General features: G+C 69.0%; 23 protein-coding genes and 3 pseudogenes. 14 read left to right on the top strand and 12 right to left on the bottom strand.

The features are described from left to right. Nucleotides 1-43: 43 nt before the first annotated feature. Nucleotides 44-361, bottom strand: a complete 318-nt coding sequence (locus tag ASF53_RS12890; protein WP_056198726.1) for a phasin family protein — start codon at nt 359-361, stop codon at nt 44-46. On the opposite strand from ASF53_RS12890, the gene ASF53_RS25740 reads away from it, so the two are divergent. The 5 genes from ASF53_RS25740 (at nt 360) to ASF53_RS12870 (ending at nt 2935) form a co-directional block, all read left to right on the top strand. Continuing rightward, nucleotides 360-608 carry a hypothetical protein gene (locus ASF53_RS25740; protein WP_156635538.1) on the top strand — a complete coding sequence of 83 codons (249 nt, stop codon included), beginning with the start codon at nt 360-362 and terminating at the stop codon, nt 606-608. The two genes, ASF53_RS12890 and ASF53_RS25740, sit on opposite strands and share 2 nt — an antisense overlap. 40 nt (nt 609-648) lie before the next feature. Further along, nucleotides 649-1017 (top strand): SPW repeat protein, encoded by a 369-nt coding sequence (locus ASF53_RS12885; RefSeq protein ID WP_056198723.1) that lies wholly within the window; start codon nt 649-651, stop codon nt 1015-1017. 91 nt (nt 1018-1108) lie between these two features. After that, a complete protein-coding gene (locus ASF53_RS12880) occupies nt 1109-1330 on the top strand; it encodes a hypothetical protein (RefSeq protein WP_056198721.1) in 222 nt (73 codons plus the stop codon). Nucleotides 1331-1466: 136 nt separating this feature from the next. Then, nucleotides 1467-2135: a helix-turn-helix domain-containing protein gene (locus ASF53_RS12875; protein ID WP_286134396.1), complete on the top strand. Its 669-nt coding sequence runs from the start codon at nt 1467-1469 to the stop codon at nt 2133-2135. Between the two features lie 317 nt (nt 2136-2452). Continuing rightward, nucleotides 2453-2935, top strand: coding sequence for a cupin domain-containing protein (locus ASF53_RS12870; protein WP_056198714.1), 483 nt, complete (start codon nt 2453-2455; stop codon nt 2933-2935). Nucleotides 2936-3222: 287 nt separating this feature from the next. On the opposite strand, the pseudogene ASF53_RS12865 reads toward ASF53_RS12870, so the two are convergent. The 4 genes and pseudogenes from ASF53_RS12865 to ASF53_RS12850 form a co-directional block, all read right to left on the bottom strand. Beyond that, nucleotides 3223-3456 (bottom strand): annotated as a pseudogene (locus tag ASF53_RS12865) (universal stress protein); the annotation flags it as partial. A gap of 90 nt (nt 3457-3546) precedes the next feature. Next, entirely contained in the window at nt 3547-6291 is a 2745-nt protein-coding gene (locus ASF53_RS12860; RefSeq protein ID WP_056198709.1) for a cation-translocating P-type ATPase, read from the bottom strand. A 128-nt stretch (nt 6292-6419) separates the two neighbouring features. Beyond that, on the bottom strand, nt 6420-6644 hold the full coding sequence (locus ASF53_RS12855; RefSeq protein ID WP_286134391.1) for a hypothetical protein: 225 nt from the start codon (nt 6642-6644) through the stop codon (nt 6420-6422). Further along, nucleotides 6644-7045, bottom strand: a complete 402-nt coding sequence (locus tag ASF53_RS12850) for a DUF6455 family protein (RefSeq protein ID WP_056198706.1) — start codon at nt 7043-7045, stop codon at nt 6644-6646. The genes ASF53_RS12855 and ASF53_RS12850 overlap by 1 nt, the downstream gene beginning before the upstream one ends. 170 nt (nt 7046-7215) lie before the next feature. Between ASF53_RS12850 and ASF53_RS12845 the strand changes: the two genes are divergently transcribed. The 6 genes and pseudogenes from ASF53_RS12845 to ASF53_RS12825 all read left to right on the top strand — a co-directional run. Continuing rightward, complete coding sequence (locus ASF53_RS12845; protein ID WP_056198703.1) at nt 7216-7560, top strand: DUF1476 domain-containing protein; 345 nt, start codon at nt 7216-7218, stop codon at nt 7558-7560. A gap of 145 nt (nt 7561-7705) precedes the next feature. Beyond that, entirely contained in the window at nt 7706-8353 is a 648-nt protein-coding gene (locus ASF53_RS12840; protein WP_056198700.1) for a BON domain-containing protein, read from the top strand. A gap of 9 nt (nt 8354-8362) precedes the next feature. Next, a complete protein-coding gene (locus ASF53_RS12835) occupies nt 8363-9346 on the top strand; it encodes a zinc-dependent alcohol dehydrogenase family protein (RefSeq protein ID WP_056198697.1) in 984 nt (327 codons plus the stop codon). 121 nt (nt 9347-9467) lie between these two features. Beyond that, on the top strand, nt 9468-10283 hold the full coding sequence (locus ASF53_RS12830) for a universal stress protein (protein WP_056198694.1): 816 nt from the start codon (nt 9468-9470) through the stop codon (nt 10281-10283). A 61-nt stretch (nt 10284-10344) separates the two neighbouring features. Next, nucleotides 10345-10588 (top strand): annotated as a pseudogene (locus ASF53_RS26700) (c-type cytochrome). 154 nt (nt 10589-10742) lie between these two features. Then, nucleotides 10743-10982, top strand: a pseudogene (locus ASF53_RS12825) (universal stress protein); the annotation flags it as partial. 341 nt (nt 10983-11323) lie between these two features. Here the strand turns inward: ASF53_RS12825 and ASF53_RS12820 are convergent. The 7 genes from ASF53_RS12820 to ASF53_RS12790 all read right to left on the bottom strand — a co-directional run bounded on the left by ASF53_RS12820 (nt 11324) and on the right by ASF53_RS12790 (nt 15847). Further along, complete coding sequence (locus ASF53_RS12820) at nt 11324-12133, bottom strand: universal stress protein (protein ID WP_056198693.1); 810 nt, start codon at nt 12131-12133, stop codon at nt 11324-11326. An 86-nt stretch (nt 12134-12219) separates the two neighbouring features. After that, nucleotides 12220-12867 carry a BON domain-containing protein gene (locus ASF53_RS12815; protein WP_056198690.1) on the bottom strand — a complete coding sequence of 216 codons (648 nt, stop codon included), beginning with the start codon at nt 12865-12867 and terminating at the stop codon, nt 12220-12222. 49 nt (nt 12868-12916) lie between these two features. Then, entirely contained in the window at nt 12917-13369 is a 453-nt protein-coding gene (locus ASF53_RS12810) for a response regulator (protein ID WP_056198687.1), read from the bottom strand. Nucleotides 13370-13434: 65 nt separating this feature from the next. Further along, on the bottom strand, nt 13435-14769 hold the full coding sequence (locus ASF53_RS12805) for an NRAMP family divalent metal transporter (RefSeq protein ID WP_056198684.1): 1335 nt from the start codon (nt 14767-14769) through the stop codon (nt 13435-13437). Further along, complete coding sequence (locus ASF53_RS12800; protein WP_056198681.1) at nt 14766-15020, bottom strand: hypothetical protein; 255 nt, start codon at nt 15018-15020, stop codon at nt 14766-14768. The genes ASF53_RS12805 and ASF53_RS12800 overlap by 4 nt, the downstream gene beginning before the upstream one ends. A gap of 9 nt (nt 15021-15029) precedes the next feature. Beyond that, entirely contained in the window at nt 15030-15245 is a 216-nt protein-coding gene (locus ASF53_RS12795) for a hypothetical protein (protein ID WP_056198679.1), read from the bottom strand. Nucleotides 15246-15328: 83 nt separating this feature from the next. After that, nucleotides 15329-15847, bottom strand: coding sequence for an ion channel (locus ASF53_RS12790; protein ID WP_056198677.1), 519 nt, complete (start codon nt 15845-15847; stop codon nt 15329-15331). A 195-nt stretch (nt 15848-16042) separates the two neighbouring features. Between ASF53_RS12790 and ASF53_RS12785 the strand changes: the two genes are divergently transcribed. From ASF53_RS12785 to ASF53_RS12775, 3 genes are all read left to right on the top strand, one after another. Next, nucleotides 16043-16282: a biotin/lipoyl-containing protein gene (locus ASF53_RS12785; RefSeq protein ID WP_056198674.1), complete on the top strand. Its 240-nt coding sequence runs from the start codon at nt 16043-16045 to the stop codon at nt 16280-16282. A 67-nt stretch (nt 16283-16349) separates the two neighbouring features. Beyond that, nucleotides 16350-16727: an SPW repeat protein gene (locus ASF53_RS12780; protein ID WP_056198669.1), complete on the top strand. Its 378-nt coding sequence runs from the start codon at nt 16350-16352 to the stop codon at nt 16725-16727. Next, nucleotides 16724-17101 (top strand): c-type cytochrome, encoded by a 378-nt coding sequence (locus tag ASF53_RS12775; RefSeq protein ID WP_056198668.1) that lies wholly within the window; start codon nt 16724-16726, stop codon nt 17099-17101. The genes ASF53_RS12780 and ASF53_RS12775 overlap by 4 nt, the downstream gene beginning before the upstream one ends. Nucleotides 17102-17124: the final 23 nt, after the last annotated feature.

The raw sequence follows: 17124 nt of genomic DNA, 5'->3' as shown, positions 1-17124 counted from the left end.
GGAAGCGAGCGTCGGGCGCACGGATGGCCCCGGTGCGACGACGTCAGGCCGCCTTGGCGAAGGCCACTTCGGCGGCGTCGTGCGACAGGGTCTTCGCCTCGGTCTGGTAGTCGGCCACGCTTTCGGTCAGGAAGCTGGCCTGGAGCTCGACGGCGGCCTGGAGCGAGCGGCACAAGGCCAGGGCCGCGAGGTGATCCGCCTGCGCCTGGAGGCGATGGCCCGTGAAGCGGATCGTCTCCGCGGCGAGGCGCAGCGGCAGGTCGACCGCGAAGATGCGCCAAGTGCCGATACCGGTCTTGATGACCTCGGCGGCATCAGCGGATGTCGGAGCCTGATTGTGTGTCACTTGCTCGGAATGCATGGGCATCTCCCTCGCTCAGCATTTGCCCAGCCATGATCCGCTCAAGAACTTCTGCCTTGATCCAAATCAAGCAAGCAACGATGGATTTGAAGCGCAACTCGCCGTAAAGGTCGTCAATATCAAGGGTTTGTTGTCTCAAAAGTGCGCCATGAACGTCGTTCTTGTTGAGGCAGGTCAATGTTCTGGTGCATCGGAACGGGATGCTTCACCTCTAGAAGGCGGCAGGCCGTCTGCCGTCGGGCCCTAGAGGCTTCCGCCGCAAGGGCCCTCTCCGAGAGGAGAAGCCAATGCGAACCATCGAGAACCGTACCGAAGACACGGCCCTGAACGCGCTCAACGCCCTGCTCGGCGTCGCCCTTCTCTTGGCGCCCTGGTACCTTGGTCTGGCCACCGAAACCGCCGCCGCACGCAACGCCTTCATCAGCGGCGCGGCCGTCGCCGTCATCGCACTACTCGCCATCAGCAAGTCCTACGACTGGGAGGAGTATGCCAACCTCGCCATCGGCCTCTGGGTCGCCGTCTCGCCCTGGGCACTCGGCTTCGCGGATGCCGGCGCCACGATGTGGACCCACGTCGTGATCGGGCCTGCCGTGGCCGCCCTTTCCGCCTTCGAACTTTGGCGCCTGTATGTGTCGCCCGAGGCGCGCTCGGTCTGAAGGACCAGCACCCCGTATCAACCGCCGCGCCGGCCCCGGTCCGGCACGGCCACCGTAGGCCGACAAGCCATTTTCCTTCCGGAGCGGCGCCATGCCCCTCGATCCCGTCGCCCTTGCCGTGGCCATGTCCTTCACCGCGGGCTGCGCCTTCATCCACGCCCTGCGGCGTCATGCCGACACCCTCACACTCGCCCTGAGTCTCCTGGCAAGTGGCCTCGCCACCGCGTTGGGTTCCTTGCTCGCCGCGCGCAATGACCTCCTGCTGTCTGACCCCATGCACTCGTGGGGACTCGTGGCAGCCGCGAACATCTGAGCGCTGCAGCAGGCTTACGCAGTTGCCCTTAACTGGCCCCACTTAAGCGAGCGACCGGAATTTCGTTACGGCCAGCGCAGGTCCAATCTCCGCTCATCCGATACGGGTGAGGAGAGACGCGATGACCACCGAGCACATGCCCTCGAACACGGCGGTCGGCCATCCCGCCCCCGTTTCGAACGTGAACGGCAGCATCCTGTTCGCGGGCTGTCCCGATCTCATCGGCACGCCTTTCTCCTACGCCCGCGAGGAGGAGGTTTACGGCGAGGGCGAGGAGGCCGAGTTTGTCTACAGGGTCGTCAGCGGCGCGGTCCGCACCCATAAGGTGCTGAGCGACGGTCGCCGCCAGATCACCGGCTTCCACCTGCCCGGCGACCTATTCGGGTTCGAGCAGGGCGACACTCACCGGCATACCGCCGAGGCCCTCTCGGACACCAGGGTGCTGATCTTCAAGCGCCGCCAAGTCGAGCGTGCCGCCACCGACCGTGCCGAGGTCGCCTGCCAGCTCTGGGGCATGGCGACGAACAACCTGCGCCTCGCCCAGGATCTCACCCTGCTTCTCGGGCGCCGTACGGCGACGGAGCGCGTGGCCGCCTTCCTGATGGAGGTCGACGAGCGCCTTGGCGGCAGCGGGACCTTCGCCCTGCCGATGACGCGCCGCGACATCGCCGATTACCTCGGGCTGACCATCGAGACCGTGTCGCGCACCCTCTCGCAGCTCGAAGAGGACGGCGCGCTTCAGCGCCCCGGCGGCCGGCAGCTCAGCCTGCGCCGCGTCAAGCTCCGCCGCATGGTCGAGGACTGAGCGGCCCGCCAAAGAGGGAGAGGCCCATGTCGCGAGGGACACGCCGAGCTTGTCAGGGTTTCCTCGTCGCCACCGCCGTGCTGGTCGCCGCGGATCTGGCATCGCGGCTCCCCTACTCGGAAACGGCGGTCGCGGCGCAGGTAGAACTTGCGGTCCGGCGGGCCGACGCGATCCAGTCTGGCGTCGCGAAACCCGAGCCGGTCAGCCGGCCGCCTCGCTTGCGCGTCACCGTGCTCCCGTGACGATCCGGGAGGCGCCAACCACCGTTCAGCCGCGTCGCCATGCGGTGCCCTGGACCAGACTATGGGAGAGCCAAGATGCAGGATGTGCTCAAGGGCGTGATCGCCATCCCCGCTGCCGAAGCCGCACCGCGGCCTGTGCCCAGCCACTATCCCGGGGCCTTTGCCGGTCATTTGCGGGGCCGGGTGAAGCACCCTCTCGGCGACGTCTTCGGCCTGAAGAACCTCGGCGTGAACCTCACCAGGGTGCTACCCGGCGCGGTGTCGTCGCTGCACCATCGCCACACGCGTCAGGATGAGTTCGTCTACGTGCTCGAAGGGCGGCCCACGCTTGTCACCGACGACGGCGAGATGGAGCTCGCCCCAGGCATGTGCGCCGGGTTCCCCGCCGACGGGGCGGCCCACCACCTCCAGAACCTGACCGACACGGACGTTGTCTTCTTGGAAGTCGGCGACCGCGCGCCCGACGACACGGTCATCTACCCAGCCGACGACCTGGAAAGTGGTCCGGGTCCAGACGGCGAGCGCCGGTTCACACACAAGGACGGAACCCCGTACTGAGGAGGCGCCGATGCCCCATGTCATCGTCATCGCAGCCTTGCTGGTACTCTGCGCGCCTGCCTGGGCAGGCCCGGCCCACCGGCAGCCCACACCCGAATCGGTCCGTACCGGCATAGAGGGCGCGGCTGCGGGGCGCGCGGATGAGGCGACCAGCCCGAACAGGGTCACTGGGGAGGGCGACGTGCGGAGCAGGGAATGGGACCGCAAGGTGAAGAAGTCGCTTGGTGGCGTCTGCCGAGGCTGCTGACGCAATGCCCCCGTGGCTGACGCCCACGCGGCCCGTTCGGTCAATGGGCTGGGAACAGCGGCACGGGACTGCGCGAAAGCAGCGACTGGGTCACGCCCCCGAGGAACCACTCCTGAAGGCGGGAATGCCGGTAGTTACCCATCACCAGCATCTCCGCTCGAAACAGGCCGACCTGTGTGCGGAGGGTCTCGGCGACGTCGCCGGCAACCGGCAGGACGTTCACCGACACGTTCACGCCGTGGCGAGCAAGGTGCGGCACGAACTCGGCGAATGGCTTCGCTGTTCCCAGTCTCGCGTGGTTGAAGCATTCCGCGTTGCTCCAGCGCAAGGCCCGGTGCGTGGCGGCGGGGGCATCTCCTGGCGGTCAGGCTTGGCCGTCGTGCTTCCGCATGCCTGCGACCATCGTCCCAAGTTGGACGAGCAGGAGCGGCGTGAGGCTGGCTGAGAGGATCAACACCCACATGCCCAGGTCGGGCGGGACCAGGCCGAGCACGGCACCGAGTGATGGCACGTAAGCCGGTCCGACGAGCAGCACCGTGCACAGGAGCAGGGCCGCCCAGACCCACGGGTTGCGCGTGACCTCGTTGCGGAAGGGCTGCGAGCCGGAGGCCCGCATGTTGAACACCTGCCAGAGCTGGGCGAAGGCGAGGGTCAGAAAGGTGACCGTCACGACGGATGCGCGGTCGAGGGTGAGCCAGAACTCGCCAACGAGCAGGGCTGCAAAGGTCGCCGCTGTCATGATGGCTGCGTGCAGGGCGATCCGGACCCATTGCGGGCGACCGAGGATGGGCTCCCTCGGGTCGCGCGGCGGTCTTTGGAGGATGTGGTCCCGCCCTTCCCCCATCGCCAGCGCGAAGGCCGGGAACACGTCGGTGACGACGTTGAGGTAGAGGATCTGCATCGGCAGGATGGGCAGCGGCAGCGTCGACAGGACCGCGAGTCCCACAACCATTACCTCGCTCAGGTTGCAGGCCAGAAGGTAGGCAGCGAAGCGGCGGATGTTGTCGAAGATGACCCGCCCCTCACGGATCGCCCCGACGATGGTCGGGAAGGCGTCGTCGAGGAGGACCATTGCGGCTGCTTCGCGCGCTACGTCGGTGCCGCGCCGGCCCATCGCGACACCGATGTCCGCCTGCCTTAGGGCCGGGGCGTCGTTGACGCCGTCGCCCGTCATGGCGACAACTTGGCCTCGCTCCTGGTACGCCCGAACCAGCGACAGCTTCTCGGCCGGGCTCACCCGCGCGAAAACCGCAATGCCCTGAAGGCCGTCCTTACCTTCGTGGACGGTTCCGCCCTCCATGACCCGGCCTTCAGGGCCTACGATCCCGACCGCTTGGGCGATGCTGCGAGCTGTGACGGCGTGGTCGCCGGTGACCATGACGACGTGGATGCCCGCGTCCCGGCAGGCCGCCACCGCCTCCGGCACATCCGCCCGGGCGGGGTCCTCCAGTCCGACCAAGCCGAGGAACGTGAGCTCCTCGAAGGGGTCGGTTCCCGCGTCACCCACCATCCTCTCGGCACAGGCGATAACCCGCAATCCCTGCGCGCCCAGCTCCTCAACGCGGCGTCGCCAGAGGTCGTGGGCGACGTCGTCGAGCGGCCTGTCGCGCTCCTCGTCGCCGGTCCGCCGCGAAGCGGCGAGCACCGCCTCCGGGGCGCCCTTGACCGCTACCAGGTAGCGCGGTCCGCATGCGTGGACCGTGGCCATCATGCGGGTACCCGCGTCGAAGGCGTGCTTCCGCACGAGCGGCAGGTCGCGCCGGAGTGCCGCGCGGTCCAGCCCGGCTGACCGTCCCGCCCGGAGCAGCGCCTGTTCCATGGGGTCGCCGCTACCATGTTCGGAACCCGGCCCGAGAGAGGCGTCGTTGCAGAGCACCGCGACGCGGAGCAGCCTTTCTGCCTCGGGAGTGGTGCCGGAGCCTCGCTCGGCCGGATCCTGTTCGCCGAAAGGCATCGACAATCGCCGCACCGTCATCCGATTCTCGGTGAGCGTGCCCGTCTTGTCCGTTAGGATGACCGTGGTGGCGCCGAGCGTCTCGACGGCGGAGAGGCGCTCGATCAGTGCGTTCCTGCGCGCCATCCGCCACATCCCGCGCGCGAGCGTCAGGGTCGCCACGATGGGCAAGCCTTCCGGAATGGCCGCGACCGCTAGTGCGATGCTGGCCTCTGTCATGAGGCGGAGGTCCTTGCCAGTCGCCACGCCGAGGCCGGCGAGCAAGACGGTCATCGTCAGGACGACCCAGACCATCTGGGCGGACAGGCGTTCCAGGCGGCGCTCCAAGGGCGATCTGTCAGGCTCCGCCTGCTCAACGAGACGCGAGACGCCGCCGAGCTCGGTTCCCGAGCCGGTCGCGACAACGACGCCCGTGCCGCTGCCGCGGGTGACCAGCGTGCCCCGGAACAGCATCGACGAGCGCTCGGCGAGGCACGCGTCCGCGGCGACCGGGTCCGCAGACTTCTCCACCGGTACGGACTCGCCCGTAAGGGCGGACTCGTCCGCGCCCAGGTTAGACGCCTCGACCAGCCGGATATCGGCCGGGACGGCATCGCCACCCTCGATCAGCACGACGTCGCCCGGCACGAGAACTTCGGCGGCAAGCACCCGGACGTGCCCGTCGCGACGTACGCGGGCCGAGCGCGTCCCGAGCGCCCGCAATCCCTCAACGGACCGGACCGCCCGCAGCTCGGTGAAGAAGCCCAGCCCGGTGTTGACGACCAGGACGGCGACGACCGCGGTCGCCTCTTGCCAATCGCCGAAGTAGAGCGACAGCGCACCGGCCGCCGCCAGCAGATAGACGACCGGGCTCGCAAGTTGGTGCAGGAGCAGGACGAGTGCCCGGGTTCGCTCCTTCGTGGCGATCAGGTTCGGGCCGAAGCGCGCGAGCCGTCCCCGGGCCTCCGCATCCGGCAAGCCCCCGTGGAGGGAGGTTCCGAGACGCCTCAGTACGGTCTCGGCGGCCAGTGCATGGGAATTCTCGGTTCCGGCCGGGGTGTTGCCGGACACCGCGTGCGAGTCGAGCCCTGCCGGTTCGATCCCCTGCGAACCGTCGAGCGCCGCAGTTCGCTCGCGTACTGGCTGCTGAACCTGATGGACTTGATCGCTCGCCATCCGATTACCCAGTCCGACGCGCTCCCAACAAACCCGGACGGCGGCGAAGCGGGTCAGGGGATGAGTGCAGGTTCATCCTGCCTGCTGCTGAACCCGTTGCCTTGATCCAGCACAAAGTGGACGAGGCGTCAGTCGAGGCGTGGATGACGGCTCGCGACCTCGGCCGCCGCCACAAGGTCGATGGACCTATCCGTGCGTGACGCGATGCTTGCACCGAGGAGGTGCACCAACCCGATGAGCATCAGGAGCAGGACAACGGCGACGTCGTCCGCACGTTTACGGCGGCTATGGATGACCATGCAGCCTGCCGTGAAACCAGCTGCCAGGACGAGGCTCAGCGCGTCCGGGTACATTATTGACCGCGCAGCCGGTCGATCCCTGCCGCGTTCGGGCAGAACTCCGGGTAGGCAGCGGCGGCGGTCCCGGCCCAGAGCTCGCTGGCGCAGCGGCTGCGTTCCGTGCAGCGTAGGCACGCAGTCTCAAGCTCGCGCAAGGTTTCCGGGTCGCGCCGTCGGATGGCCTCCGGGTCGAGGTTCAGGCTTCGCATCAGGCTGACGAGGCTGCGGAGCTTCACGGCGGCTTCCGGGCTGAGGGATGCGGGACTGGTCGCGTTTGCCTCCAGCATCGTCTCCATCATCTCCTCGTCGACGTCCTTGAGCTCGCGCGCCGCCTTCAGCAGGCAGCACCACTCGTTCATTGAGGCGACGATGCCGAAGGGGTCGAACGGGTCGGGCTTGTCGGTGGAATCTGACATCGCGGCCTCCGATGGGCTCCTGGTGCCTCCGCGCGGGCGGCAGCGGGCGCCGGGCAGTCGGGCATGTCGTGAGGGTGGCCTCGTCGTCAGGCGGGGCCTTGATATGCCTCAAGGTTTCTTCCGTGGGCCGGCCCGAGGATGTCCGGATAGCCGAGAGGTGGAGGCGTCCCATGACGACGTTTGACGAGCGCGAGCAAGCCTTCGAGCACCGCTTCGTCCATGACGAGGAGCAATGCTTTCGCGCCCGCGTCAGGCGCAACCTGCTCCTGGCGACCTGGGCCTGCGAGCGGATGCGGCTAGAGGAGGAGGCCGCCGCCCGCTTCGTTGAGGACTTCACCGACCGGGGCGTCCTGACGGCGGACGAGACGCTCATCGCAGAACTCCGGGCGGACCTCAAAGCAGCGGGTATCGACGAGACGCTCCCTGCCTTGCGCAAGGAGATGGAGCGCTGCGCCGCGCTCGCGCGGGCCGAGCAACGCGTCGGGCTTGCGCTGGATCAAGGCTCCTCCGCCTGAGGCGCCCACACTTGCCGCACACCACGACTACCGGAGCATCGGTAGTCTGTAGCCCTTTGACACTGGCCGTCGCGGCGTCGGCGGCGACGCCGGCGCTGCTCTGGCTGGCCCTCTGAGTCCCCCCACCGAACCAAGGAGACGCGCGATGGACGACATCACCGTCCACAGGCACGTGCTCGACGAGCTGGAATACGCCCCGATGATCGACGCGGCGCAGATCGGCGTCACCGTTGAGAACGGCATTGTGACCCTGACCGGCCACGTCCGGAACTACGCCGAGAAAAGCATCGCCGAGCGCGTTGCGCTTCGGGTCCGCGGGGTACGGGGTGTGGTCGAGCGGATTGAGGTCCGTTACCCGGACAACCCCAGCGTCGGCGACGAAGCCCTGGCCGAGCGCTGCGCCTGGGTTCTCGAATGGGACGTGCGGATCCCGGAGGACTCGGTCACGCTCAAGGTCGAGCGGGGCTGCATCACGCTTCAGGGGAGCGTGCCCTACTACCACCAGAAGGCGGCCGTCGATAAGGCGCTGCGGCGCTTGGCCGGCGTCACAGACATCGTCAACATCATCTCTGTGAAGCCGCCTGCCCAGGCCGCCGAGGTGAAGTCGCGCATCCTCGCAGCCCTGAGGCGGAGCGCCAAGGACCCGGATACGATCCGCGTGCACGTCGACGGCGACAAGGTCATCCTCGATGGGTGCGTCGACGTCTGGCGCGACCGTGAGCTCGCCGAGCGGGCAGCGTGGTCGGCCCCTGGCGTACGGGCCGTCGAGGACCGTCTAACTCTGGCCTGCTGAGGTTCGGCGATGATCGCGATGGTCCTAGCGGCGGTCGGCGGTCCCCTCGTGGCGGAGGAGCGGCCGGACCCGGAGCCCGGGCCAGGCGAGGTCCGCATCCGGGTCGAGGCTTGTGCAGTCTGCCGGACCGACCTCCACGTCATCGACGGGGAGCTGCCCCAGGCCGTCTACCCCATCGTGCCAGGCCACGAGGTCGTCGGCATCGTGGAGGCGGCCGGTGCGGGCGTGGCCTCGCCTCTGCCGGGTGCCAGGGTCGGCGTGCCCTGGCTCGGGCACGCCTGCGGCCGCTGCGGCTACTGCGCGACCGGCCGCGAGAACCTCTGCGACGCGCCCGGCTTCACCGGCTGCACGCGCGACGGCGGCTTCGCGAGCCACCTCGTCGCCGAGGCCGCCTTCACCATCCCTCTCGGCCCTACACTCGACCCGGTGGCGACGGCGCCGCTCCTCTGCGCCGGTCTGATCGGCTGGCGCACGTTGCGGATGGCCGGGGAGGCCGGGACAGTCGGGCTCTACGGCTTCGGGGCGGCGGCCCACATCGTCGCGCAGGTCTGCCGCTGGCAGGGGCGGCGCGTGTTCGCCTTCACGCGGCCAGGCGACCGGGAGGCGCAGGCCTTCGCCCGCACGCTGGGAGCGGAATGGGCGGGGGACTCGGATGGCCCGCCCCCCGAGCCGCTCGACGGCGCCCTCATCTTCGCCCCCGACGGGAGGCTGGTGCCCGCGGCCTTGAGGGCGGTGCGCAAGGGAGGCCGGGTGGTCTGCGGCGGCATCCACATGAGCGATATACCCGCCTTTTCCTACGACCTGCTCTGGGGCGAACGTGCCGTGCTTTCGGTGGCGAACCTGACCCGCGAGGACGCGCGCTCGTTCTTCGCGACCGTGCCGCAAGCCGGCATCGTCACCCGCACGCGCACCTTCCCGCTCACCCAGGCCAATGCGGCCATCGCAGCCCACCGCTGCGGGGTTCTTCAAGGCGCGGCCGTCCTCGTCCCCTGAATCGGTTCGTCCGGCTCCGGTGGACGGCGCCCCGCTCACCCTTGAGGTGGATCAAGGTTCGTTCCGCCGACGTGCGCAGGATGCCTCGTCAGGCCGGCGAGCCCAACGGCGGGAGGCTGTCATGAGGATCTCCAACATCATGGTCTCGGTCGATCTCGGCGCCGCTGCGGCGGATCGGGTGCAAATGGCGGCGGATCTTGCCGAACAGTTCGAGGCCAGGCTGACTGGCGTCGCCGCGCGCCCGATCCTCGGTCCGATGCCGGTGGGCGACATGCTGGAGGTCGAGCGTGTCTGGGCGGCTGAGGAGCGCCTGGCGGACGAGCAACTGGCGGAGGCCAGGGCCCTGTTCGAGCGCGAGGCCGGGCAGGCACCCCGGACGGAGTGGCGCTCCGCCCGCGCCGATCCGCTGGCCTATCTCGACAAGCAGGCGCGCGCCGCCGACGTCGTGGTCGTCGGCCGGCAAGGCCCGGCCGACGGCGACCCAGGTCTTATGGCGGTACCGACCGGGACCTTGTTGATGGAAGTGGGGCGTCCGGTGCTCGTGGTTCCGCCCGGCATCGAGCGCCTCGTGGCCAGGCGCATCGTGGTGGCCTGGAAGGACACGCGCGAGGCGCGCCGGGCCGTTCACGACGCGCTGCCGTTCCTGACCCGCGCCGACGAGGTTCACGTCGCCGTCGTCGGCCCCGACGCCAGTCGCGAGGGCACCGAGGACTTGGCCGCCTACCTGTCCGGTCACGGCGTCACCGTCGCCACGCACCTGCTGCGGAGCCCGGAAATCGGCGCCGCGGACGAGATCCTCCAATTCGCGAGACGCGAGGAGGCGGACCTCGTCGTGATGGGTGCCTACGGCCATTCCCGCCTCCGTGAGTGGATGTTCGGCGGCGCCACCCGCGACGTCCTGCGGACGACCCCTGTCTGCTGCCTGATGAGTCACTGATGCGCCCGGCAAAATCCTCGCGTCCGGCGCGCTGGCCGTACTTCCTGGCCTCCTCTCCGTCCTGGCGTATGCCCTGGGACCGACAGGTCAAGCAGGGCGTGATCCTCGCCCGGGCCAAATGCGCTCGATGCCATGCCGTCGGGCGGGTCGGGGCCAGCCCGCTCAAAGAGAGGCGCCGCCTTTCCGGGAACTGCACACGCGCTACCCGGTCGAGGATCTCGACGAGGCGCTCGCGGAGGGCATCCGCACCGAGCATCCCCGAGTTCCGCTTCGGCCCGGACCAGGCCGAGGCCCTGATCGCCTAGCTCAAGTTCCTGGAACGCTGAGCGAGGAGACCCCTGATGTTCCTGCGCTGCCTCCTCGTTCCCACCGCCCCCGGCGTCGATGCCACGCGCCGGCTTGATGCAGCCCTGCGCCTCGGCCGGCGTTTGCACGCCCACATCGCCGTCCGCTTCATGGCGAGCGGCCGAGCTGTGCGCCTACCTGCGCTGGCACGGAATCGTGGAGGAGGCCGCCACCCTGGCTACCGAGGACGGGATCTCGGTCGGCGCCCCCATCCTCGCCGAGGTCGTGCGACGGCACGCCTCCCTGCTGGCCATGGGAGCCTACACCCTCAGCCGCGTGCGGGAGGTCCTGCTCGGCGGTGTCACCCGCCACGTCATCGAGCACGCTCGCATCCCGGTGCTCCTGGCCCACTGAGGCACCGAACCTGCAAGGAAGAAGAGTAAAAGCTGCGCAAGGACGAGCCGAGGCGACTTCCACGCTCACCGCCGCGGGTTGTGACAATGCATGTGCGGAGGCGCCGTGCCGCAGTCCAGGCTACAGGTCTGCCCAGGCTTGCAGAACCATTGCAGGGTGCCGCTCTTCAAGCAGGCGCCCGAACAGTGGAGGTGCGGCGCGTTCACGGGCTCGACGAAGGTGCCCTTCGCATCCGGTGAACGAGCCGGTTCCTGCGCTTGGACGGCCGACGCCACCGATGTGACCAAAACGAGGATCAAGAAGGCCGTGGATGCCTTCGCCTTAGGTAAAGTGCCGGGCATTCAATGGCTCATCAGGCAGCAGACTGGGCAGCCGGCGAGAAGGTCCCGGGTGACGCCCCCGAACGCCCACTCGCGCAGCCGGCCGTGGCCGTAGCCACCCGCCACGATGAGATCGGCGGCTTGCTCGGAGGCCGCCTCGATCAACGCATCCGCGGTCGTGGCGCCATAGGCGTCTTTGTGGACCGCGGTGGCGTAGACGTCGTGTGCCTGCAGCAGGCCGATGACGTCCCGGGTGTCGTCCGCCCCATTCCCGTCGTCGACGGAGATCACCACGACCTGGGAGGCGCGCTTCAGGAAGGGAAGCGCGTCACGGACGGCGCGGCGTGCCTCGCGGGTGTCCTTCCAGGCGACTGCGACACGCTTGGCGTCGAGGTGATCGACCTTGGGCGGGACGACCAGCAACGGCAGGCCAACCTGCATCAGTGCATCTCCGGGATCGACCGACATGAGCGGGCTGACCTCATTGTCACGGCCGACGATCAACAGGTCGGCGGCGGCCGATTGACGGGTCAGGAATGCGAGCGGAAAATCGAGGTTCGAGCGCCACTCGACTCGGCTTCGCTCCCCAGCGGCGTCCGTGAACGCCTTTTGGGCCATCCTGAGGTCGTTAAGGACGGCTTCCTGGACCAAGGGGAGGAAGTACGCACTCCCCAGCGTCGGGCCGACCGGGGCGGCCTCATAGGCCGGCGTTTCCGCCGCGACGCCGATCAGGCGGGCATGAAAGTCGTCGGCCAGGTGGCCAGCGAGGTGGACGCGGTCGCGTGCATGCTCGCCGAGGTCGACCGCCACCATGATGCTTGCGTAGGACATAGGAGTCTCCGCCATGTGCGCGGTAACGGGCCGCGAGGATGCTAACTAGACGGGTGAGGCTCGCGGCCTCGCCGGCTCAGCCGGGCTCAGCCCAGCGTCAGGTGGTCCTCGACGACGCGCACCCCTGGAGCCGACCAGGCAGCGTTTTCGGCAAGGCGGCGCTCGTACCAAGCGTTCACCTTGCCCTCCAGGACGACCTTTGCATCCTTCACCGTCACCCTGATGGCGTCGGCTTCAAGCTCGGCGTTGCGCTTGAGCGCGGCCATGATCTTCGCGCGCACATCGGGCGCACTCGCCTTGGGCGTCACCTCGATGGTGTTCATGATGCCGGACACGCCCGCGAGCCGTCGGATCGACCGGTAGGCCTCCTCCTTCTGGTACTGCCAGTCGACCTTGCCGGAGAGCGTCACCCAGCCGTTCTGGACCTTCACCTGCACGGCGCCCTTGGGCACCGTCGCCGACCAGTCGAGCATCTGCACCGCGCGCTGGGCGATGTCCTCGTCGCGCGGCGGCGTCTCCCCGCCGAAGCGCACCTTGATCTCCTCGACCACGCCGCGCACGCCGCGCACCTTCTGGGCGGCCTTCTCGGCGGCGACGCGCTCCGTGAAGCTGCCGACGTGGCCAGTGAGCGTGACGATGCCGTTCTCCACGGCGACGCCGATGTTAGCCGCATCGAGGCTCGGGTCGAAGTCAAGTTCGTCGATGATGTTCTGGCGGATCAGCTTGTCGCTCATCGTCCGTCTCCTCGATTTGATCCAGGTCGCGCCTGGCCGAAGCCGACGCTTACGCCCGGCAGGCGGTCGGACATTGATCCAGCGCAACGGCTTCGCCGGCCGCGATCCGGCCCAGCATCGGGCAGGCGCGGGGGCAGCCCGGGGCTGCGCAACGGGCGCTTACGGCAGAGACCATGTCCTGGGCATCGAACAGCCGGTCGAACCGCGGCACGTCCGAGAAGGCGACAGGAACGCGTGCGTTGCCGGAGATCAGCGCGAAGGGGACGCCGCGGCGGCGCAGTGCGCAGGCGAGCGGAAAGCAGGGTCCCTGGTTCAGGTCGACGCTGACGACGGCGAAGTCCGGCAGCTTTCGGTCCAGGCTCTCTGCCGCGTCCTGGCAGGTGCCGTAGGGCCCGCTGACGGCGCAGCCGGCTTCGGTCAGGACGTCCTCCAGCCACATGCCTGGCAGTGCCTGCGGCTCCGCGACGAGGACGACCGGCCGTTCTTCTCTTCCGCTCTCCATCGCCTGTTTCCTATCCTCGGCTGCGATGGAGCCAGGATGGAGCGGACGGGCAGGCTCGCGTTGCGCTAGATCAAGGGAAGCCCGGCCGTCGCCAGCATGGCGAGGACCGCGAGCAGCATGCAGGCTGTGGCGACCCAGCCGAGCAGCTTGAGGGATCCGCGCACCGCGAAGGCGCCCATGATGTCGCTGCGCGCCGCCGCCAGCATCATCACCGCCATCACCGGCACCGCGATGACGCCGTTGACGACTGCGCTCCAGTAGAGCGCACGGATCGGGTCGACCGCACCCAGGCTGATGACCATGCCCACCAGCGTTGCGAGCGCCACCGTCCCGTAGAAGGCGCGCGCCTCCAGCAGGCGCCGGCCGAAGCCGACGGGCCAGTGCCGCGCCTCGCCGATTGCGTAGGCCGCAGAGCCCGCCAGCACCGGTACCGCCAGGAGCCCGGTCCCGACGATGCCAAGGGCGAAGACAGTGGCCGAGAATGGGCCAGCCAGCGGGCGCAGGGCTTCCGCCGCCTGGGCGGAGCTCTGGATGTCGGTGATGCCGTGCGGGTGCAGCACCGCCGCGGCCGTGACCATGATGGCAAGCGCCACAAGGTTCGAGAAGGTCATGCCGACCAGCGTGTCGATCTCGATACGGTGGAGCGCGGCGCTGCCTTGTTCGGGCGCGTGCAGGAGGTCGCGCCGGCACGGGAAGGCGTGCAGGTCCTCGGCCTCCTCGGCGGCCTGCCAGAAGAACAGGTAGGGGCTGATCGTGGTGCCGAAGAGGGCCACCAGCGTGGTCAGCCCGCCGCCGCCGAGGTCAACCTTCGGGATGGCGAGGGCCGTGCCGAGGTCCCACCAGGAGACGTGGGCGAAGATTACCACGCCGAGATAGGCGAACAGGCTCAGCGTCAGCCATTTCAGCACGGCGACGTAGCGCGTGTACTGCAGGACGAGCTGCATGAAGGCGCAAATGCCGGCGAACAGCACGACATAGAGCCAGCGCGGGCCCGGCAGCAGCAGGTTCAGCGCGTCCGCCATAGCGCCGAGGTCGGCCCCGAGGTTCAGAATGTTTGCGGCCAGCAGAAGCGGCACGACGGCCTGGAGTAGGCCGTTCGGGTAGTGCTCGCGCAGCACCCCGGCGATGCCGTGGCCGGTGGTGCGCCCGATCCGGGCGGAGACCATCTGCACCGCCGCCATCAGCGGCAGGGTGTAGAGCATGGTCCAGCACAGACCGTAGCCGAATTGGGCTCCCGCTTGGCCGTAAGTAGCGATGCCGCTGGGGTCGTCGTCCGAGGCACCGGTGATCAGGCCGGGGCCGAGGACCCGCATCAGGCGCGGCTTCGAAGGGCCGACGGCAGGGCTCGGCACCTCCGGGTCGTCGGCCTCCTCCGCCGCGGCAAGGGGCGCGACGGTCATGCCGCCGACTTCGACGTGCCGTCCGCGGCAGCCTGGATCGAGCGCGCAACCTTCAGGGCCGCGGCCAAGTCGTTGCTGTCGGTGCCGTAGCGCCGGCAGAGGTCGTTCAGCCACCCCGGCCGGGCGGCCTCATCGTTCGGGATGTCGCTGAAGGGGACGTGGTACATCCCGTCGAGCGCCTCGATGCCGTAGCCGGTGACGGCCCATTGCCTGCCCTGCCAGTGCACGGGTTCGGTGAGTTCGTGACTCATGCCGGCCTCCTATGCCGCGTTCCGGGCAAGTTCGACGACCTCGCAGGTATCGGCCCGCAGCCGCCAGTCGACGACGCCGTCGGCCTCGCAGAGCATCGCCTTGGCCGCGTAGGCGGCGGCGATGTCCGAGCGGGCGGTGACGACCGCCTGCCGCTGCAGGACGCGATGGTCGTGGCCGCTGCCGTCCAGGACGGTCTTGTGGAAGGTGACGAGGTACTCGCGCATGGCACGACTCCGTTTGCCGGTGAGCGCGGAACCTGGGTCCGGCCGCGGTGCCCGGCCTTGATCCAGCGCAAGGCCCCCGGTGCTCAGGTGCCGGTCGTCGGCGGGAAGAGGCGTTCGCTGCCGGGCTCCCCGCCCGCCGGGGCGTGGGCCTTCGCGAGACGGTGGGCACGCGCCTTTCCGTGGAGTGGCCAGTAACGCTCCATGGCGAGGTAGGTGAACGAGGCCGACCAGCCGATCAGGATGAGTCCGTTGAGCGCCTCGACGCCGGTAAGAAGGCGGGCGTGGCCGACCGGGGCGTGGTCGCCATAACCGAGCGAGGAATAGGCGACCACCGAGACGAACAGGCAATCCTCGAACGTCGTCACCGGTACGCCCATGAAGCTGCCGAGGCCGAGCCGCAGGACGAGCAGCCAGTAGGCGACGGCGTAGATCCAGACTGCGACCGTGTGCCCGGCGAAGGCTGCGAGCACCACGGCGACGATGCGCCAGCGCGGCCACACCGGCAGCTCGGCGAGGTGCTCCGAGGTCAGGCGCAGCGTCTCGTAGAGCACCAGGATGGTGACCATGACGAGGACGACGCTGGCGGCCAGGACGACGAGCATGGCTTCGTTCCGCAGGAGGGGCTCCGGGAGACCCTGCCGGACCTGCCGGGGGCCGCGTTGACCTGCCTCAAGGCCGCGGGCCCGGCTCGCGGGACGGTGCCGGACTCGGCGTGATCCAGATCAACGCGGCGCCCGGGCCTTCGCCGTTCCATGCCTCCGGGCGCCCGTCGCCGGGCATCCGAACAGGAGGCGGTCATGGCGGACATTCACGTTGCGGAAGAGCTCTGGTCGACGGGCATGCTGCCTGAGGGCGTCCTGGAGCGGTGGCTCGTCCCGGACGGGGCAAGCGTGCGGGCCGGCGAGGCGGTGGCGGCCGTGCGCATCGGCGAGGCCCTCCACGACATTGCTTCCCCCGCCGCGGGTCGCCTGACGGTCCTCGCGCCGGTCAACGAGGTGGTCGACCCCGGCTGCATCATCGCCGAAGTCCATGCGTGACGGAGCCGCTCGACGCACCGGCACTGGAAGGGGCGTCGCGACAACAGGCAGATCGAGGAGACAGGTCATGTCCCATGCCGGTAGGCAGGCTACGCCCCCGCCGTCGGATGGGAGAGAGGACGAGATCCAGATCGACGTCTTACAGCACGCGGTCGGGACCGCTCTGGTGTTGGCCGCATGGGTGCTGGTGTTCGCCGACCAGGGCCAGGCGGCCTTCTTTGCGCTCCTGCCAGGCCTGCTGATCCTGGTGCTCACCGGATGCAATCGGATTCGCTTCCGTCCCGCCCTTGAGAAGGCGGTCGTTCTCGCTGGGGCGTGGACGGTCCTTACGCCTTTCCTATTCGGCTTCGCGGCCAACGATGCCGCCACCTGGGCGCACGTCGTAACCGGAGCCCTGACTGTGGCGGTCGCCACGAGGCGGCTCAGGATCGCGAGGGCGTCATGATGGCCGCGTCGCCCCGATCCGCTCGCATCCTCGCGCTGGGCGGGCTGCTCGCGAGCGTCGCCGGCGCGCCGGCCATAGCCGGTCCACCTGAGGACCATCGCGTCCGGGGCTGGACCATCGCCACGCAGCTCTGCAGCCAATGCCACGTCATCGGCCGTGCGGCGCAGCCGGGCGAGTTCGTCGGCCCGGCCTTCGTCCGAGTTGCCGAGATGCCGTCTACGACGGGGCCGGCGCTGGCCGTCTTCCTGCAGAGCCACCACGAGCGGATGCCGAGCCTGCGGCTCGACCGCGACGAGATGGAGGCGGTCATCGACTACATCCTCAGCCTCAAGACCGGGAAGACGGCTCCTGCGGGCGACAACCAGGCGGATTGAGGATGCCGCGGCCCTATCCGGTT

The organism is Methylobacterium sp. Leaf123 (assembly GCF_001423405.1).
Taxonomy (GTDB): domain Bacteria; phylum Pseudomonadota; class Alphaproteobacteria; order Rhizobiales; family Beijerinckiaceae; genus Methylobacterium.
The sequence above is the reverse complement of the archived record's forward strand: the minus strand, read 5'-3'. Positions and strand labels throughout refer to the sequence as shown.

Bases quoted from the DNA above. Each gene is read 5' to 3' on its own strand.
- ASF53_RS25740 (WP_156635538.1), top strand. From the start codon at position 360: ATGGGCATCTCCCTCGCTCAGCATTTGCCCAGCCATGATCCGCTCAAG.
- ASF53_RS12890 (WP_056198726.1), bottom strand. From the start codon at position 361: ATGCATTCCGAGCAAGTGACACACAATCAGGCTCCGACATCCGCTGAT.
- ASF53_RS12885 (WP_056198723.1), top strand. From the start codon at position 649: ATGCGAACCATCGAGAACCGTACCGAAGACACGGCCCTGAACGCGCTC.
- ASF53_RS12880 (WP_056198721.1), top strand. From the start codon at position 1,109: ATGCCCCTCGATCCCGTCGCCCTTGCCGTGGCCATGTCCTTCACCGCG.
- ASF53_RS12875 (WP_286134396.1), top strand. From the start codon at position 1,467: ATGCCCTCGAACACGGCGGTCGGCCATCCCGCCCCCGTTTCGAACGTG.
- ASF53_RS12870 (WP_056198714.1), top strand. From the start codon at position 2,453: ATGCAGGATGTGCTCAAGGGCGTGATCGCCATCCCCGCTGCCGAAGCC.
- ASF53_RS12860 (WP_056198709.1), bottom strand. From the start codon at position 6,291: ATGGCGAGCGATCAAGTCCATCAGGTTCAGCAGCCAGTACGCGAGCGA.
- ASF53_RS12855 (WP_286134391.1), bottom strand. From the start codon at position 6,644: ATGTACCCGGACGCGCTGAGCCTCGTCCTGGCAGCTGGTTTCACGGCA.
- ASF53_RS12850 (WP_056198706.1), bottom strand. From the start codon at position 7,045: ATGTCAGATTCCACCGACAAGCCCGACCCGTTCGACCCCTTCGGCATC.
- ASF53_RS12845 (WP_056198703.1), top strand. From the start codon at position 7,216: ATGACGACGTTTGACGAGCGCGAGCAAGCCTTCGAGCACCGCTTCGTC.
- ASF53_RS12840 (WP_056198700.1), top strand. From the start codon at position 7,706: ATGGACGACATCACCGTCCACAGGCACGTGCTCGACGAGCTGGAATAC.
- ASF53_RS12835 (WP_056198697.1), top strand. From the start codon at position 8,363: ATGATCGCGATGGTCCTAGCGGCGGTCGGCGGTCCCCTCGTGGCGGAG.
- ASF53_RS12830 (WP_056198694.1), top strand. From the start codon at position 9,468: ATGAGGATCTCCAACATCATGGTCTCGGTCGATCTCGGCGCCGCTGCG.
- ASF53_RS12820 (WP_056198693.1), bottom strand. From the start codon at position 12,133: ATGTCCTACGCAAGCATCATGGTGGCGGTCGACCTCGGCGAGCATGCA.
- ASF53_RS12815 (WP_056198690.1), bottom strand. From the start codon at position 12,867: ATGAGCGACAAGCTGATCCGCCAGAACATCATCGACGAACTTGACTTC.
- ASF53_RS12810 (WP_056198687.1), bottom strand. From the start codon at position 13,369: ATGGAGAGCGGAAGAGAAGAACGGCCGGTCGTCCTCGTCGCGGAGCCG.
- ASF53_RS12805 (WP_056198684.1), bottom strand. From the start codon at position 14,769: ATGACCGTCGCGCCCCTTGCCGCGGCGGAGGAGGCCGACGACCCGGAG.
- ASF53_RS12800 (WP_056198681.1), bottom strand. From the start codon at position 15,020: ATGAGTCACGAACTCACCGAACCCGTGCACTGGCAGGGCAGGCAATGG.
- ASF53_RS12795 (WP_056198679.1), bottom strand. From the start codon at position 15,245: ATGCGCGAGTACCTCGTCACCTTCCACAAGACCGTCCTGGACGGCAGC.
- ASF53_RS12790 (WP_056198677.1), bottom strand. From the start codon at position 15,847: ATGCTCGTCGTCCTGGCCGCCAGCGTCGTCCTCGTCATGGTCACCATC.
- ASF53_RS12785 (WP_056198674.1), top strand. From the start codon at position 16,043: ATGGCGGACATTCACGTTGCGGAAGAGCTCTGGTCGACGGGCATGCTG.
- ASF53_RS12780 (WP_056198669.1), top strand. From the start codon at position 16,350: ATGTCCCATGCCGGTAGGCAGGCTACGCCCCCGCCGTCGGATGGGAGA.
- ASF53_RS12775 (WP_056198668.1), top strand. From the start codon at position 16,724: ATGATGGCCGCGTCGCCCCGATCCGCTCGCATCCTCGCGCTGGGCGGG.